This is a genomic window from Ulvibacterium sp., from assembly GCF_965248315.1.
Taxonomy (GTDB): Bacteria; Bacteroidota; Bacteroidia; order Flavobacteriales; family Flavobacteriaceae; genus Ulvibacterium.
In genome coordinates this window covers 2,125,111-2,141,702 of sequence record NZ_CBDFIX010000002.1, presented here as the reverse complement: position 1 = coordinate 2,141,702, position 16,592 = coordinate 2,125,111, and the positions used below count along the sequence as shown (strand labels likewise).

Annotated in this window: 12 protein-coding genes; 7 read left to right on the top strand and 5 right to left on the bottom strand. The window is 41.8% G+C overall.

Features of this window, described 5'->3' with window-relative positions; translation table 11 throughout:
• The first annotated feature begins 7 nt into the window (after window positions 1–7).
• The 5 genes from cysS (at window position 8) to ACP2AF_RS10780 (ending at window position 4,112) form a co-directional block, all read left to right on the top strand.
• Window positions 8–1,489: a cysteine--tRNA ligase gene (cysS, locus tag ACP2AF_RS10800; RefSeq protein WP_425236167.1), complete on the top strand. Its 1,482-nt coding sequence runs from the start codon at window positions 8–10 to the stop codon at window positions 1,487–1,489.
• A gap of 96 nt (window positions 1,490–1,585) precedes the next feature.
• Window positions 1,586–1,807: a membrane protein insertion efficiency factor YidD gene (yidD, locus tag ACP2AF_RS10795; protein ID WP_211341796.1), complete on the top strand. Its 222-nt coding sequence runs from the start codon at window positions 1,586–1,588 to the stop codon at window positions 1,805–1,807.
• 184 nt (window positions 1,808–1,991) lie between these two features.
• Window positions 1,992–2,954, top strand: a complete 963-nt coding sequence (lgt, locus tag ACP2AF_RS10790; protein ID WP_425236166.1) for a prolipoprotein diacylglyceryl transferase — start codon at window positions 1,992–1,994, stop codon at window positions 2,952–2,954.
• A 124-nt stretch (window positions 2,955–3,078) separates the two neighbouring features.
• Window positions 3,079–3,567: a DUF192 domain-containing protein gene (locus tag ACP2AF_RS10785; protein WP_425236165.1), complete on the top strand. Its 489-nt coding sequence runs from the start codon at window positions 3,079–3,081 to the stop codon at window positions 3,565–3,567.
• Window positions 3,568–3,572: 5 nt separating this feature from the next.
• Window positions 3,573–4,112, top strand: coding sequence for a GNAT family N-acetyltransferase (locus ACP2AF_RS10780; protein WP_425236164.1), 540 nt, complete (start codon window positions 3,573–3,575; stop codon window positions 4,110–4,112).
• A gap of 21 nt (window positions 4,113–4,133) precedes the next feature.
• Here the strand turns inward: ACP2AF_RS10780 and ACP2AF_RS10775 are convergent, their stop codons facing one another.
• Window positions 4,134–6,902 (bottom strand): phosphoenolpyruvate carboxylase, encoded by a 2,769-nt coding sequence (locus ACP2AF_RS10775; protein ID WP_425236163.1) that lies wholly within the window; start codon window positions 6,900–6,902, stop codon window positions 4,134–4,136.
• Window positions 6,903–7,135: 233 nt separating this feature from the next.
• On the opposite strand from ACP2AF_RS10775, the gene ACP2AF_RS10770 reads away from it, so the two are divergent.
• The gene (locus ACP2AF_RS10770; RefSeq protein ID WP_425236162.1) at window positions 7,136–8,389 is read left to right on the top strand and encodes an ATP-binding cassette domain-containing protein; all 1,254 of its coding nucleotides are present in this window, start codon (window positions 7,136–7,138) and stop codon (window positions 8,387–8,389) included.
• A 37-nt stretch (window positions 8,390–8,426) separates the two neighbouring features.
• On the opposite strand, the gene secDF is transcribed toward ACP2AF_RS10770, so the two are convergent.
• Together secDF and ACP2AF_RS10760 are read right to left on the bottom strand one after the other, a co-directional pair.
• A complete protein-coding gene (secDF, locus tag ACP2AF_RS10765) occupies window positions 8,427–11,402 on the bottom strand; it encodes a protein translocase subunit SecDF (protein WP_425236161.1) in 2,976 nt (991 codons plus the stop codon).
• 158 nt (window positions 11,403–11,560) lie between these two features.
• Window positions 11,561–12,487, bottom strand: coding sequence for a malate dehydrogenase (locus tag ACP2AF_RS10760; RefSeq protein ID WP_425236160.1), 927 nt, complete (start codon window positions 12,485–12,487; stop codon window positions 11,561–11,563).
• 255 nt (window positions 12,488–12,742) lie between these two features.
• On the opposite strand from ACP2AF_RS10760, the gene ACP2AF_RS10755 reads away from it, so the two are divergent.
• Window positions 12,743–13,114, top strand: a complete 372-nt coding sequence (locus tag ACP2AF_RS10755) for a hypothetical protein (RefSeq protein WP_425236159.1) — start codon at window positions 12,743–12,745, stop codon at window positions 13,112–13,114.
• A 73-nt stretch (window positions 13,115–13,187) separates the two neighbouring features.
• Here the strand turns inward: ACP2AF_RS10755 and ACP2AF_RS10750 are convergent, their stop codons facing one another.
• Window positions 13,188–14,204 (bottom strand): DUF6588 family protein, encoded by a 1,017-nt coding sequence (locus tag ACP2AF_RS10750; RefSeq protein WP_425236158.1) that lies wholly within the window; start codon window positions 14,202–14,204, stop codon window positions 13,188–13,190.
• Between the two features lie 71 nt (window positions 14,205–14,275).
• Window positions 14,276–16,216 (bottom strand): DNA topoisomerase (ATP-hydrolyzing) subunit B, encoded by a 1,941-nt coding sequence (gene gyrB, locus ACP2AF_RS10745; RefSeq protein WP_425236157.1) that lies wholly within the window; start codon window positions 16,214–16,216, stop codon window positions 14,276–14,278.
• Window positions 16,217–16,592 lie beyond the last annotated feature (376 nt).

The window sequence follows — 16,592 nt, the reverse complement described above, 5'->3', positions numbered from 1 at the left end:
CCAACGTATGCAATTGTACAAAAGCCAGAACTTAAAGGTCCATAACTCACTTTCCGGAAAAAAAGAAGTCTTTAAACCCTTGAACGAGGGTCACATTGGTATGTATGTATGTGGACCAACGGTATATAGCAATGTGCATTTGGGAAACTGCAGAACCTTTATGTCCTTCGATATGATTTTTAGGTACCTGAGACATTTAGGTTACAAAGTTAGATATGTTAGGAATATTACCGATGCAGGGCATTTGGTGGATGATGCTGAAGATGGAGAAGATAAAATTGCAAAAAAGGCACGTTTGGAGCAATTGGAACCCATGGAAGTGGTACAACGCTACACCGTCGATTTTCACAATATTCTAGAAAAATTCAATTTTCTGCCCCCCAGTATAGAACCTACGGCAACCGGGCACATTATAGAACAAATAGAAATTATTAAGGATATTATTGAAAAAGGGTATGCCTACGAGATAAATGGCTCAGTCTATTTTGATGTAAGTAAATTTAACGACTCTCATGAATACGGAAAATTGAGCGGAAGAAAATTGGAGGATATGATTGCCAATACCCGCGAACTTACAGCACAGGATGAGAAAAAAAGCCCTCAGGATTTTGCCCTTTGGAAAAAGGCAGAGCCACAACATATCATGAGGTGGCCTTCTCCTTGGGGAGATGGTTTTCCAGGTTGGCATTTGGAGTGTACTGCAATGAGCACCAAATACTTGGGTGAGACTTTTGATATTCACGGTGGTGGAATGGACTTGAAATTTCCGCACCACGAATGTGAGATTGCCCAGGCCGAAGCAAGCAACGGGCGTTCTCCCGTAAACTATTGGCTACATGCCAACATGCTGACTCTGAATGGCAAAAAGATGGCAAAATCTACCGGAAATAACATCCTGCCGGGAGAAATTTTCTCAGGTGAGAATAACATCCTGAGCAAACCATTCTCGCCGTCAGTTGTACGTTTTTTTATGATGCAGGCCCATTATACCAGTATTTTGGATTTGAGCAATGAGGCGCTTTTGGCCTCTGAAAAAGGCTTTAATCGCCTTATCGAAGCAATGGATACCCTTGCCAAATTAGAACCCAAGCAATCAACGGATTTTGATTTAAACACATGGAAACAGCAATGTTATGATGCCATGAACGATGATTTTAATACCCCGATCCTTATTGCCCACCTTTTTGATGCGGTAAAACACATTAACCTTATAAAGGACGGAAAGGAAAGTATTACCTTGGAACATAAACAAGCTTTGCAACAAAGTATGCATTCCTTTGTTTTTGATATCTTGGGCTTGGAACAAAATTCGGATAACAACAAGGATTCCGATAAACTTGAGGGCGTTGTGGAATTGTTGATTCAATTACGTAACGAAGCACGGTCTAACAGGGATTTTGCCACTTCGGATACTATTAGAGATCAGTTGGCAGCTTTGGGAATTCAATTAAAGGATGGCAAAGAAGGTACTACATTTAGTATTTCCTGAAGCCATGTATGCCCTTAAGAAACCAGTCATTATCCAAAGCGACCCCGTCCTTTCCGGCAAACAAATGCTATGGTCACCGAAAAAATTTCGGCACTTATGAAAAAAATATTGATAGCCCCATTCGTTCTCCTCGTACGGTTTTATCAAACTGCGATCTCCCCTTATACCCCGGCAACCTGTCGCTACTCCCCTACTTGTTCACAGTACACTTTGGAAGCATTGCAAAAACATGGTCTTTTTAAAGGAGGGTGGTTGTCCATAAAAAGAATTTTTAGCTGCCATCCTTGGGGTGGAAAAGGATATGATCCCGTACCATAGGCTTCAAACTCATGTACAAGCTCAAGAATCAAGTCGGCAATCAATAGCTAAAATGTAGCTTATCTACTTTTTAGAAGAGGTAAATCAATCAAAAAAATCATACTTTGTTTATCTGTATTCTAGTTTCCAAAAACCGAAGTGGTCTAGTTTCTATTTTTTATCTTAGCCCTTCAAAATAATGCATATGTACTTTTTAGGTATCATCTGGAATCCGAACGAGACACTTTTTAATCTTGGGCCCATACAAATCAAGTATTACAATCTGTTGTGGATCGTAGCCTTTGCTCTGGGTTGGTTCATCATGAAACGAATTTTTCTCCAAGAAAAAAAAACAGTGGAACAATTGGATTCCCTGCTAATTTATACTTTACTGGCCACCATGCTGGGAGCCCGCCTAGGCCATGTATTCTTCTACGATTGGCCCTATTATCAAAATCATCTGCTAGAGATATTATTACCAATTCGTGAAAGTGCCAATGCCAGCTTACTAGGTTTCATCAAGGGCTATGAATTTACCGGGTTCACCGGATTGGCCAGCCATGGTGCAGCAATAGGGGTTATCATAGGCATGTACCTCTACAAGCGTAAATATCCAGAGTTTAATGTATTATGGTTATTGGACAGAATGGTAATCCCCTTTTCAATTGGTGCATTCTGTGTGCGTTTGGGAAATTTTTTCAATTCTGAAATCAATGGGAAAATTACGGACGAGTCGTTTATGTTTGCCACCAAATTTATTCGCGATTCGGATGACATGCATCCCTCCAAGGCAATGGCCGTAACCCAGGAACAATCTGTTAATGAAGCCTATAGTTCCTTGGTAAACAATCCACAGTTTTCGGAATATTTAAATCAAATCCCCTATCGGCATCCGGCCCAGCTCTATGAAGGTGTTGCCTACATTTTTGTATTTCTCTTGTTGTATTACTTATATTGGAAAACGGATAAGAAAAATAAAACGGGCTATTTGTTCGGGCTCTTTTTGGTGTTACTCTGGACCATCCGCTTCTTTGTGGAATTCGTGAAAAAAAGTCAGGGTGGTTTTGAAGAGTCTCTTGGGCTTTTATCCACAGGACAATGGTTAAGCATCCCATTTGTTTTAATAGGACTATATTTTATGCTAAGACCAAAGGTTAGTAAACATTGATCAATGAGTCATGTTCAATTGAAAAGACTTAAGGTATCTTGGAATGTTCGAATTGTACCGTTTACAAACTGGGAGATGACATAGTAAAGTTTAGTTTCACGTTCTTCTTTTAATTTTCAAAATGATGAAATCCCGTAGATTTATAATTTACCTTTTTGCCGGCTTCTTGATCCTCCAATCCTGTAAAGAAGAATCCAAAAAAGTCATTAAAACCGAACCCATAGTTTTTACCAGGGAAGGAGAACTCCAAATTTTTAATATGGGAACAGATTCCATTCTGACCAAGATTGATATTGAAATTGCAGAGACCAGCTATGAAACCGAAACCGGATTGATGTACCGAAAAGGCATGGAAGAGCATCAAGGTATGCTATTCATCTTTGAAGATGTGCGCTTGCACAATTTTTATATGAAGAATACTGAATTTCCTCTTGACATTGTCTACGTTAAGGATAACATGACTATTGCCAGTTTTCAAGAAAATGCGCAACCTTTGGATGAAAAAAGTTTGCCCTCCAAAGTTCCCGTACAATATGTTTTGGAATTGAATGCCGGTCTGGTCCAAAAATGGGGATTGAAAGTTGGTGATAGTATCGCCTTTAACAGATTGTAGGCAAAATGGGGTTACTTCTATATGGGGAGGAGACAAAAAGATTAAAATTTCGAAATTTATTGTCCACGGATTTTAAGGCATGGCTCCCATTTCACAAATATCCGCGAAGTACCCAATATTGGGAGGGCCTACCTAAAGACCCTTATACAGCTTGCCGAGAACAATTCGATAGAGTATTTGAACGCTACGAAAAAAAATTAGGAGGAATGAACGCCCTAATTCTTAAATCCGACGGAAACCTCGTCGGAATTTGTGGTCTATTGGTACAAACCGTGGATGGACTGCAAGAATTGGAAATAGGCTACTCCATCCTTCCTGAATACTGGAAACAAGGTTACGCCACGGAAGCGGCGATAAAATGCAGGGAATTTGCGTTTAAAAATAACTTGGCGGATTCCTTGATTTCCATCATACATGTGGACAATATACCTTCCCAAAAAGTAGCACTTAATAATGGGATGCATCTGGACAAGACCACCTTATACAAGGACAACCCGGTTCAAATTTATAGAATACGATCTCCTTTTACGATTTCCCAGAATTGAAATTTACAGGTCTTTTGAATACTATCCAGTATTTCGGTTTGCACTGGCAATGGCGTTAATGGTCAACATCAACTCTGTTTGGGTTTTCTCTGCTGTTTTTGAATTTTGCTCACGCTCTTCCCGCCATTTTTCCAGAAGTTCTATCTGTTTTTTATGCAACGAGGTCATAAGTGTTGTACGAAGCTGATTGGAATAATAATGGTTCTTTCGTCTTTCCTTGATGTCCTTTTCCAAAAGATCGTACAAGTGATCTCGCATGGACTTTAACTCTTCTAGAAATTTGGACAGGAACGCTTTCCTAATATCGGTATCCGGCACCAATTCTGCATACATACTCATTATTTCTTCATCCGTAGCGGCCAGGCTGCTATCCACATTGGTAAAAACGTATCGCAAAAAGGGATCCTCCTTCAACGCTTCCTTCAATTTACGGTAATCCTCCGAATGGGACGACTTTAAATTTTTAAGTGCAGTTCCAAGACCGTACCAACTAGTCATATGATATCTGGCCTGACTCCAAGAGAATACCCAGGGTATCGCCCTAAGGTCCTCCAGGGAACTGGCACCGGTCCGTTTAGCAGGTCTTGACCCTATTTTACTGGTTTCTATGGCATCTATGGGTGTCGCTGTTCTGAAAAACGCAATAAAGCCTTCCGATTGTATTAGTTCTCCATACCGTTCCTTACTTTCATTGGCCAGCCACTCAATGATTTTTGCATGTTTATGAAAGGTTCTTTCCTTACTCTGTTCCAATAACGTTTTGCTCAAGGTATTGGCCACCAGCAATTCTATATTATAGGCGGCGTTTACCCTATTGGCATATTTCTGGGCAATGGTTTCCCCCTGTTCCGTTAATCGAATGTCTCCATTTGGAGAACCGAAAGATAGGGCCTGAATAAAATAATGTGTCGGTCCAGAGCCACGACTTATAGATCCTCCTTTCCCATGGAAGAATCGAATATCCACACCAAAGTCCTTACCAACCTGCGCAAGCCTATATTGGGCTTTGTATAAATTCCATTGACTGGCCATGATACCGCCATCTTTGTTGCTATCACTGTAACCGACCATAATCTGTTGCCTCGGACGTGCGAGCTTCTTCTGTTGTTGTTCATATTCCAAAGATCGCATCACCATAGGATTGCCAAGATATTCTTTCAAGATAGAAGGGCCATTTTCCAAATCCTCAATGGTTTCCAATAGAGGTACCACATGAACTTTGCAGACCAATCCTTCATCGGTCATAAAAGTAAGACCAGCTTCCTTGGCCAGTAGATATACTGTTAACAAATCGGAAAAGGAGCGTGTCATGCTAACAATAAAGGAGCCGATACAATTAAAGCCATATTTAGCCGTATGGGCCTCAACGGCACGATAACATTCCATTACGGTCTGGGCCTCGTTTTCCAACGGGGTCTTGGGATGAACAAATGGGCGGGCGTGCTGCAATTCACCTAATAGGAACTGGGTTCTTTTATCCTCGTCCCAGTCACCAAAGGAGTATTCCTCCAATTGGGCAGCCTTTAATAATTGAGAAACCGCTTTATCGTGAAATGCGCTGTTTTGCCTGATATCCAAAGCTGCTAAATGAAAGCCGAACACCTCAACGATGCGTATTGCTCCGGTAATATCTCCATAGGCCATGGATTTGGCTCCAAAATGTAATAGCTCTTTCTGTAAAATAAGTAGGTCATTACGTAATTGTGAAGAATGTATATAAGCCCCTTGCACTTCGGAGAGCTTAGTTGCATGCCCTCTTTCCGTATCTACTGGCAATTTGGCTATCATTAGGGAAACCATTTGTCTAAAGGCTTCCCCCTTGTTCCGGTTTAGCGCTTCAGGGCCTTTGTCACCTAGATCGGTACTCATTTCCTGAAGCCTTTTTTGGTATTCGGTACTACAGTTCTTCAAACTATGGGTCAAGCTCAGCCGTCTCACCAATTCGTTAAGTTTTCTGCGGATCACTACAAAGGCATTAAGACGTAATTGAAGTAACGTATGCCGGGTTACCTCTGCAGTCACCAATGGATGGCCATCACGATCACCACCTACCCAATTCCCAAAAGCAATGTGCGGGTAAAAATGATGGGACCTTAAAGTTTCGCTATTGAACCCAACAATGGAAAGGGCATGTTCCAAACGGTTATCAACAATGGAAATAACCTGTGGGAAAACGTTCACCAGATAATGCAATATGTTTCTGAATTCCGAGTCTACGTCCGGTTTTTCCAAATAGATTTCCCCTGTTTTCCACAAGCGGTAAAGGGTCAATTTAATGGTCTCCCGAATTCTTTCCTTCTCATGGGTGGAATACATCGTATTTTCCAACTGTACCAACAATAGATACAGTTCTCTATGGTGCTCCAACACGGTTGCCCGTTTGGCCTCCGTAGGATGTGCGGTCAATACGGGTTCTACGGATAATTTCCCCATGGTGTCCAAAATCTCCCTTTGGGTAAAGCCCTGCTCCTTTAAGGACTTTAAATTCCATGCCCAAAGGCCATTGACCCCTGTAAAATCATCCTCTTCCAGCTCCCTCCTATTTTGAACGGCACTGTTGATCTCAACCATATTCACTAATTGAAATACCAAGGAATAGAGTTGTACTACCTTTGGAGTAATCGAAACATCCTTAGAGGTACCTTCTTGAATCCACGGAATGCCATCGGCAATGCCCTCCTCCCCATTTTCAACGAGAACTTCATAAAGGGCTTCCAATAGGAATCTAAGATCTATATAGGCCTTTCCAATTTCTTTTTCTACTTTCTTAAGAGTAATCCCGTCTGCCATGCGTCCGTATTAAAATGATTTTGTGAAAATTTCTGGAAAAATACTTTACAAGCAACGATTAAAAAAGCGCAACTACTTTTAAAATTGAAAAAAATAACAATTTGTTCAAATTGATGCTTGAGGCCCAAGCCCTTTATTGCACTTGTCAATTGCATTGATATCAATTTCAAGACACTTTCAAAATACATACGTCCTTTTGAAGCATTACCGAACAAACCATATCTTAGCGGACTATGAATTCTACTTCAGCCAAAAATGTACACTGGGCCATTTTTATTGATAATTCCTCGGACAAGGCCCATTTCACTAAATCATTATTGGATGGAAATCCGCCCAGGGACCTGTCCAAACTAGAAGAGCAAAAAGGAGCTCTATTTTCCAAACTGGTCTTGGAGCTATTTATGCTGGAAGAAGACCGGCACGATATAAAAGTGCTTACCCGCGGGGTTTCCCAAAGCCTTCGATCCCATTCCAGTGGGGAACAAAAAAAAGCATTGTTGAAATATATCTTGAATGGTAGTCCAGATTTTATTATCCTGGACAATCCTTTTGACAACTTGGATACCGAATCACAGGAGGAACTAACAAAACGGCTTGAAAAAATATCAGCCAGAACAACCATTATTCAGATACTTAGCAGGCGAAAAGACCTCCTTCCATTTGTAACAAACTATGCCAGTCTTAAACAAAAGGATTTGCTAATTCATGAAAATCCTATACCCGCTTCTATAAACAGACCCATACCAAGCTTAGGTATTATTCCCTCGCCATTGCAATCATGGCAATATAAGCAAAGGGTATTGGTAGATTTAAAAAATGTAACCGTACAATTTGGTGACAAAAGGGTGCTCGATGCGATAGATTGGAAAATCGAAAAGGGGGAGTTTTGGCAGTTGATGGGAAAAAACGGAAGTGGCAAGACCACGATTCTTTCCATGATTACAGGAGAAAACCCAAAAGGATACGGACAAGAACTCTATATTTTCGGCCATAAAAAGGGAAGTGGGGAGAGTGTATGGGAGTTAAAGGAGAAAATGGGGTATTTTACGCCAGCGATGACAGATAAGTTTACCGGTTATCATACCTTGGAACATATGATTGTTTCCGGGCTCACCGATTCCATTGGGTTATACACAAAACCAACGGAGGCCCAATTGCGTCTGGCCGCGGAATGGTTACGATTAATTGGGATGTGGGACTTAAAGGACACACATTTTCATAACCTGACCATGGGGCAACAACGCTTGATCATGACGGTAAGGGCTATGGTTAAACATCCGTTGCTACTAATTTTGGACGAGCCCACTGCCGGACTGGACGATGCCTCAGCTGATTTATTGGTTGCCTTGGTCAATAAAATGGCAAGCGAAAGCGATACAGCCATCATATTTGTATCCCATAGAAAAGAACCAGGCCTAAATCCAGACTTTGTCTACGAACTACAAATGACACCTACGGGATCTAGGGGAAATAAAAAGCCGTCCTAGGACGGCTTTTAAAAAATCTATCAATACATTTGGTATACTAGGCCATCGCCTTTTCAGCTTTGGGTTTCACTATTTTCTTCCGTATGGTATCGAACATAACAGGCGTTGCGATAAAAACAGAGGAATAGGTACCTACTATGACCCCTATGATCATGGCAAACATAAAGCCGCGAAGCGATTCACCACCGAAGATGAATATGGCCAACAACACGATCAAGGTCGTTAACGATGTATTCAATGTTCGGCTTAACGTACTGTTTACGGCCAAATTAATGTTATCCCCGGCTTTCCAACCCCGCTCGCCAATAATCTCCCGGATTCGATCAAAGACCACCACGGTATCATTTAGGGAATAACCGATTACGGTTAGTATGGCAGCAATAAAGGCTTGGTCAATTTCCATGTTAAACGGCATAATAGTACCGAACAACGAAAATACTCCAAGAACGATCATGACATCATGGAATACGGCGACGACGGCACCCAATGAAAACTGCCATCTTCTAAATCGAAGCAAAATATATAGAAACACTACCGCCAAGGAACCAATGATAGCCAAGAAGGCATTGTTTTTTATATCATCCGCAATAGTAGGGCCAACTTTTATGGACTGCAAAATACCAATGGATTTTTCTCCACTTCCCACTCTAAAGTCATCCATACTGGTACCATCGGGCAAATATTTTTGTAGTGAAGAGTATAATTTGGTCTGGATTTCATTATCTACCTCAATTCCCTCTACGTCTACTTTGTATGGTGTGGTCACCTTTATCTGATTGGCTTCCCCAAAAGTCTTGACATTGGTACCACTTCCAAATACAGCATTTAGTTCAGATGCAATTTCCGAGGGGTTTACCGCCTGCTCAAAACGTATTTGATACGAACGGCCACCGATAAAATCAACACCCTGTTGTAAACCTTGTGTGACTAGGGAAAAGACTCCGACACCTACCAATATCAAGGAAATGACATAGGCTATTTTTCGCTTGCCCAAGAAATTAATATTGATGTTCTTGAACAAGTTTTTAGTAATCGCGGTGGAGAAATCAAGTGTTCTACCTTTTCCGCTTATGTACCAATCTACCAATAGACGTGTAATGAAGATAGCAGTGAACAAGGAGGTAAGAATACCGATTAAAAGCGTGGTCGCAAAACCCTTAATGGGACCGGAACCAAAAACAAATAGTATAATGGCTGTAAGACCCGTAGTAACGTTGGCATCCAAAATAGAGGATAAGGCATTGCTAAAACCATCGGCCACTGCCTCTCCCTTACCCTTGCCCTTTGCCAGTTCTTCCTTAACACGTTCAAAAATAAGCACATTGGCATCTACGGACATCCCTATGGTCAATACAATACCCGCAATACCAGGTAAAGTAAGTACGGCCCCCAAACTGGTAAGTACCCCAAAAATCAAAAGGATGTTCAACAGCAAAGCAATGTCCGCAAATATTCCCGCTTTTCCGTAGTAGAAAATCATCCATACCAAAACAATGGACATGGCGATCATAAAGGACATAAAACCACTATCTATAGCCTCTTGCCCCAAAGAAGGACCCACAATTTCCGATTGAATGATTTCAGCTGATGCAGGTAACTTTCCAGCGCGTAATACGTTTGCGATATCCTTGGTCTCATTTACGGTAAAGGTTCCCGTAATTTCCGAACGTCCCCCGGAAATAGGTCCTGAGGATACTCCCGGCGCCGTATATACTTTGTTATCCAAGACGATGGCAATACCGGTTTGGTTGGTAAAGGCATCCCCGGTCAGTTTTTCCCATTCCTTGGCTCCTTTGGTATTCATGGTCATAGTAACTGCCGGTTTTCCAAATTGATCAAAGTCATCCCGCGCATCACTAACAACATCCCCGCTTATTCTCGGAACTGCATCACGGTTGGATTTAAGTGCGTATAAATCCACTACTTCCGCATTTTCGGCAGAAGGCCGTTCCCACAAAAATTTAGCAAAACGTATATCCGCAGGCAACAATCTACGTGTCTCCGGCATTCGCAAATAATTTCCAAATTTGGCAGTATCCTTTATAGCCACCTTTGCAATGGCATAACCACTTCCAGGTCCGGCGATTAAATCGAAGACCGGATTTATTTGGTTGGCGATATCCAATGAGTCTTCAGCAACATCGGATAGCAGGGAATCCAGTTCAGATTCTTCTTTTACCGGCTCTTCTACTGAAGTGGTATCCACCAAAGATTTCAATCGTTCATTGGCAGCAATAAAGAATTGGGAAATACTTTGATTGCTGGGGCTATAGGTCTCCCAGAACTCCAATTGGGCCGTACTTGAAAGAAGATCTTGTGCCCTTGCAATATCCTTTGCTCCAGGTAGTTCCACCAAGATTCGCCCGGAATTCCCCTCCCGCTGGATATTGGGCTGGGTAACTCCAAATCCATCAATCCTTTCGCGAAGCACCTCAAACGCAGAAACGATCGATTCGTCAATTTTCCTTCTAATGATGGGTTTTACCTCATCATCCGTCATCTGAAAATTAATTTCATCGCTTAACCCTTTGTTCGCAAAAATATCCGGAGAGGCTAATTGGGTGTCCCCTTTTATCTGATCAAAAGCATCAAAAAACAATTCCAGATAGGTATCGTCACTGCTTTTGGAAGCAGCATCGGCGTCTGCCAAGGCCTTATTGAAAATTGGATTTTTGGTGTTATTCGCCAGTCCTTTTAAAATATCCTTTACGGAAATTTGGAGGGTTACGTTTATACCACCCTTAAGGTCCAAACCTTTATTTAGTTCCTTCTTCTTGGCATCATCATACGAGGTATATCCTAAAATCGGGTTCGCACCAATAGAATCCAAATATCTGGCCTCCAACGTTTCACGCTTTGCTACGTAATCGTCCTCAGCTTCCGATATCCGATTCTCGGCAAAAACTTCTGCTTCTTTTTCAACCTTACCGGTGATGAACGTGTAGGATAATTGGTAGATGCTTACCAACCCAAACAAAAAAGCAAAAAGTTTTATAAGTCCTTTATTTTGCATTGATTAAGTGTTTTGTGAATGCTTTTTGTAACAGCGTGCAAATATATGATTTACACTAGGATTTGGCAATATATTTGTGAGTAATTGTAAAAACGAAAGCCTCCTACCGATAGTAATCGGTAGGAGGCTTTATATGCATTTTCGTCCTAAAGAGGGGGCTAAAGTTCCAACAATCCATTGGTTTTGGAGACTCCCGCGGCGCTTTCCTTCATTTTGTTTTTTTCGGCTTCGCTCAAAGGAACGTTCACAATTTCCTCTATTCCGTTTTTACCCAGTAACACAGGCACTCCTATACAAATATCTTCAAGACCGTATTCACCTTCCAAGTAGGTAGAGCAGGGAAACATCTTCTTTTGATCGCAGGCAATGGCCTGTACCAAGCTAGAAACGGCAGCCCCCGGGGCATACCAAGCACTGGTTCCTAAAAGTTTGGTCAATGTGGCACCTCCCACTTTGGTATCCTCTACTACTTGGGAGAGTCTTTCCTCAGTTAAAAACTCCGTTACATTAATACTATTTCTGGTGGCATGCGAAGCTAAAGGTACCATCCCGGTATCACTGTGACCACCGATTACCATGCCATCTATATCGGAAATAGGGGCTTCCAAAGCCTCTGCAAGTCTGTATTTGAAACGCGCACTATCCAAAGCACCGCCCATTCCAATAATCTTGTTCTTGGGAAGGTTCGTGGATTTGTGAACCAAATAGGTCATGGTATCCATAGGATTACTTACCACAATTAAAATGGCATTGGGGGAATGTTCCAATAAGTTAGAAGATACGGTCTTAACGATTCCTGCATTAATTCCTATGAGTTCTTCGCGGGTCATACCGGGTTTTCTTGGAACCCCCGATGTTATGACCGCTATATTGCTTCCCGCAGTTTTGGAGTAATCGTTGGTTATACCGGTTATTTTAGTATCAAAACCATTAAGGGAAGCGGTCTGCATTAAATCCATGGCCTTGCCCTCGGCATACCCTTCCTTAATATCCAACAATACTACTTCCGATGCAAAATCCTTTATGGCAATGTACTCCGCGCAACTAGCGCCAACGGCACCTGCCCCTACTACGGTAACTTTCATATTCGTATAATTTATTAGTTGTTTTTTAACACTGCAAAAGTAGGGATTCTACCTTGATAAAAAATGACAAAAATCAGTTTAATCTATGTTCTTCTTAGTGTTTTCAAAACCCATAAATTAATTAAAGGTTGTTAAAAAAAATGACCATTCAACGAAGAAAATCATATTATAGTGCCATACGTCGAATTTTAGCAATATCAATGGTTCATTGAGCGTTCTCAGATATACCAAACCCCGAATCAGAAAACCTACAAAATGAAAAAGCTTTTTTCATTTCTGGCGATCATGGCCATTATCTCCGTTAGCAATTGTTCCCGAATAGCCGAGAATAACGATCAAGTTATTGGAATTTGGTCCAATGTCGCAGAAATATCCACAGGCAAGACACAAAACCAAACGTTCCGCGAGGAATGGATTTTTAATGATGCCTATCTTGGCAGATACCATGGTATAGAAAATGGCAAGATTACCATTAAAACTGACTTTAAGTGGAGTCAGGAAGATGGTATATACACTATTTCCTATCCTGGATTGGATAGAGGTGACGACCTCGTAATCCTAAAAGAATCCCAAGACGGAAGTATGTTGGAAGACATGAACGGAAATCCCTTTGCAATCAGGGAATAAAAATAGAAGGTTGATACACAATAAAAGACCGTTGGTGCGATTAATGTACCAACGGTCTTTTCATTATGCTTCATTATCTAAAGCCGAAATTTATACCTACGGCAAGATTATTGAATTCGGCCAAGGTATAGTCTACATTTAATCTAAAGAATCCCAGTTTTAACTTTGTTCCGATATTGGCCCTAACACCACTTGCGTCCTGTTCTACTGAAAAAGGATCGGTATAGGTTTGTTGAAAAGGGCCCGATTGTACAATGTAGGTTCCCAAAATATCCGTAGAGGATTTACCGGTCATATATCCTATTCCACCATAAAAGTTGATAACGGGAAGCTTGGTAGAGGCAACCGCCTGAAAGACCCAAGTATTCATAACCAGATCTATTCTTTGGTTTTGACCGGCTATAATATCCGTAGTACTGAAATCATAGGTAGCGTCCAAATGGGTATATCCGATCACACCGGAAATGGCCAATGGAAATAGCCTTTCCGCAGGCAAATGGCTTGTAAATTCGTGCTGAATGCCAAAACCATAGAGCCCTGCCGCGATATCGTCCGTATTGATTTTAGGAAAAAAACGGGCTTTTACCTCAGTTCCCTTAAACAACCCAACACTTGCTTGCAAAAAAGCCGAGGGAATTACATTGATGTCCTCAGAAGCAAGCCCGGAAGGCAGTTCAAATTCTTCACGTTCAGTTATACCTGGAGCTATTTCTGCTTCAACGAAGACGCGTATGCCCTCTAGGTCACCCAAGGCCGTTGAAACGGGTCTCGCCGTACTGCCGTCAACAAATTGAAGGTTTTCATAATCGGCTGTATTTAAAGTAAATGCCTTTTTATCATCCTTATTCTTGAAGGAAGATACATTCCCAATAATTGAAATTTCAAAACCACCTAAGGGTTTAGATTCTCCCGAGTTATACCATCCATTGGAGATACTGTGCATTGCTCCTTCGGAAACTGGTGCCAGGTAATCATTGGTATACCGTTCGGCATCCTCCAGACCGGCCGCCAATAAATCATTGATATTGGACTGTGAAAGGATTACTTGAAACCCGAATAGGGCTAGAAATAAGGAAACTACAGTTTTCATTGTATGATTTTTCCCTAAAACTAAAAAACCCCGACATAACTGTCAGGGTTTTTGTTGTGAAGTGCCAATTCTTATGCATCAATGTTCGCATAAACGGCATTTTTCTCTATAAATTCCCTCCTTGGCGGTACCTCATCTCCCATAAGCATGGAAAAAATACGATCAGATTCCGTAGCATTATCTATAGTAACTTGGCGTAAAGTCCTGAATTCCGGGTTCATGGTAGTATCCGCCAACTGTTCAGCGTTCATTTCCCCAAGACCCTTGTAGCGTTGCACCGAAGCGGCTCCACCAAAACTCTCTATAATCTCGTCACGATCACTATCGTTCCAAGCGTACCGTTTCTTACTACCTTTTTTGACCAGGTAAAGCGGTGGGGTAGCTATGTAGACATGTCCTGCTTCTATCAATTCTCGCATATATCTGAAAAAGAAGGTGAGGATCAAAGTTTCGATATGGCTACCATCAACGTCCGCATCACACATAATAACCACCTTGTGATACCGCAATTTTTCCAGGTTCAGGGCTTTGCTATCCTCTTCGGTCCCGATGGTAACTCCAAGGGCCGTATAGATGTTTTTGATTTCTTCATTCTCGAAAACCTTATGCTGCATGGCCTTTTCAACATTCAAAATCTTCCCTCTAAGCGGTAAAATAGCCTGAAAGCTACGTTCCCTACCCATTTTAGCCGTTCCGCCCGCAGAGTCCCCCTCTACTAGGAATAATTCGCATTTTGCGGGATCCTGCTCAGAGCAATCCGCCAATTTTCCGGGTAATCCCCCAATGCTCATGGGTGATTTTCGTTGTACCATTTCCCGGGCCTTGGTAGCTGCATGCCTAGCTTGGGCAGCCAGAATGACCTTCTGAACAATCACTTTGGCATCATCCGGGTGCTCCTCCAAATAATTGGTCAACATTTCGGAAACGGCCTGGGAAACTGCTGAGGATACTTCCCTATTGCCCAGTTTGGTCTTGGTCTGCCCCTCAAACTGTGGTTCGGCTACCTTCACCGAAACTATGGCCGTTAATCCTTCCCTAAAGTCATCACCTTGAACCTCAAATTTTAGTTTATCCAACATTCCCGAGGCATCCGCATACTTTTTTAATGTAGTGGTTAGCCCCCTTCTGAATCCTGATAAATGGGTTCCTCCCTCATGGGTATTGATATTGTTCACATAAGAATGTAAATTCTCTGTGTAACTTGTGTTGTAGATCATGGCCACCTCAACGGGGATGTCATTTTTTTCACCCTCCATGGCGATGACATTTTGAATCAAAGCCTCCCGGTTACCATCCAAGAAACGTACAAATTCCCTTAGTCCTTCGTCGGAATAAAAGGTTTCAGAAATGAATTCACCATCCTCACCTTTCTCACGTTCGTCCGTTATGCTTATGGTTACACCTTTGTTTAGGTATGAAAGCTCCCGCATCCTATTGGCCAAGGTTTCATAGCTATATTCTATGGTTTGGGTGAATATGGTTTCATCCGGATGGAAGGTGACCAATGTTCCCCTTTCCTTTGTTTCCCCAACACTTTTAACGGGATACAGCGTCTTTCCCCTTTCATATTCCTGCTCCCATATTTTACCATCCCTGTATACCGTAGCCTTCAGATGATCGGAAAGCGCATTGACCACAGAAACACCTACACCGTGAAGACCTCCCGAAACCTTATAGGAATCCTTATCGAATTTTCCCCCCGCCCCAATTTTGGTCATGACCACTTCCAAGGCAGAGACACCTTCCTTTTTATGAAGGTCAACAGGAATTCCCCTACCATTATCCCTTACGGTTATGGAATTGTCCTTATTTATGGTTACACTAATCGTATCACAATGCCCCCCCATGGCCTCATCTATGGAGTTATCCACTACCTCATAGACCAAATGGTGCAATCCCCGGACACCTACATCCCCAATGTACATGGATGGACGCATACGTACATGCTCCATCCCTTCAAGGGCCTGAATACTATCGGCCGAATAATTCCTCTTTTTTGCTTCTTCGCTCATAGAATTTAAAAGTTGTTTTCACCTTCCCAATATCCATTGGGAGCCCATGAAAATCAGTAGCTATTTACTTTTTTCAAAGGCTTGGTCCCATTCAATTTTTGCAATCTTACAAATATACGGAAAACCCCATGGAATATAGTGTTTTACTCTCTTTAAAGCATCTAAGTTATCAACAAAAATTGTGGAAAATATTAGTATTTTTGCCCTCATTGTTTAGGCTGATTTTCTATTGAAAAACAGAAGGGCGAAAAATTAAAATTGAAGTCGGCCAATTTCTTATTTCATCTTGGACATACGATGTCTGATCAGGGTCAATTCGGCCAACAAGTTTTGGAAAAACTTGGGCAACCGTCAGGGGACTGCTTCGAACGGACCC

Bases quoted from the DNA above. Each gene is read 5' to 3' on its own strand.
- cysS (WP_425236167.1), top strand. From the start codon at position 8: ATGCAATTGTACAAAAGCCAGAACTTAAAGGTCCATAACTCACTTTCC.
- yidD (WP_211341796.1), top strand. From the start codon at position 1,586: ATGAAAAAAATATTGATAGCCCCATTCGTTCTCCTCGTACGGTTTTAT.
- lgt (WP_425236166.1), top strand. From the start codon at position 1,992: ATGTACTTTTTAGGTATCATCTGGAATCCGAACGAGACACTTTTTAAT.
- ACP2AF_RS10785 (WP_425236165.1), top strand. From the start codon at position 3,079: ATGAAATCCCGTAGATTTATAATTTACCTTTTTGCCGGCTTCTTGATC.
- ACP2AF_RS10780 (WP_425236164.1), top strand. From the start codon at position 3,573: ATGGGGTTACTTCTATATGGGGAGGAGACAAAAAGATTAAAATTTCGA.
- ACP2AF_RS10775 (WP_425236163.1), bottom strand. From the start codon at position 6,902: ATGGCAGACGGGATTACTCTTAAGAAAGTAGAAAAAGAAATTGGAAAG.
- ACP2AF_RS10770 (WP_425236162.1), top strand. From the start codon at position 7,136: ATGAATTCTACTTCAGCCAAAAATGTACACTGGGCCATTTTTATTGAT.
- secDF (WP_425236161.1), bottom strand. From the start codon at position 11,402: ATGCAAAATAAAGGACTTATAAAACTTTTTGCTTTTTTGTTTGGGTTG.
- ACP2AF_RS10760 (WP_425236160.1), bottom strand. From the start codon at position 12,487: ATGAAAGTTACCGTAGTAGGGGCAGGTGCCGTTGGCGCTAGTTGCGCG.
- ACP2AF_RS10755 (WP_425236159.1), top strand. From the start codon at position 12,743: ATGAAAAAGCTTTTTTCATTTCTGGCGATCATGGCCATTATCTCCGTT.
- ACP2AF_RS10750 (WP_425236158.1), bottom strand. From the start codon at position 14,204: ATGAAAACTGTAGTTTCCTTATTTCTAGCCCTATTCGGGTTTCAAGTA.
- gyrB (WP_425236157.1), bottom strand. From the start codon at position 16,216: ATGAGCGAAGAAGCAAAAAAGAGGAATTATTCGGCCGATAGTATTCAG.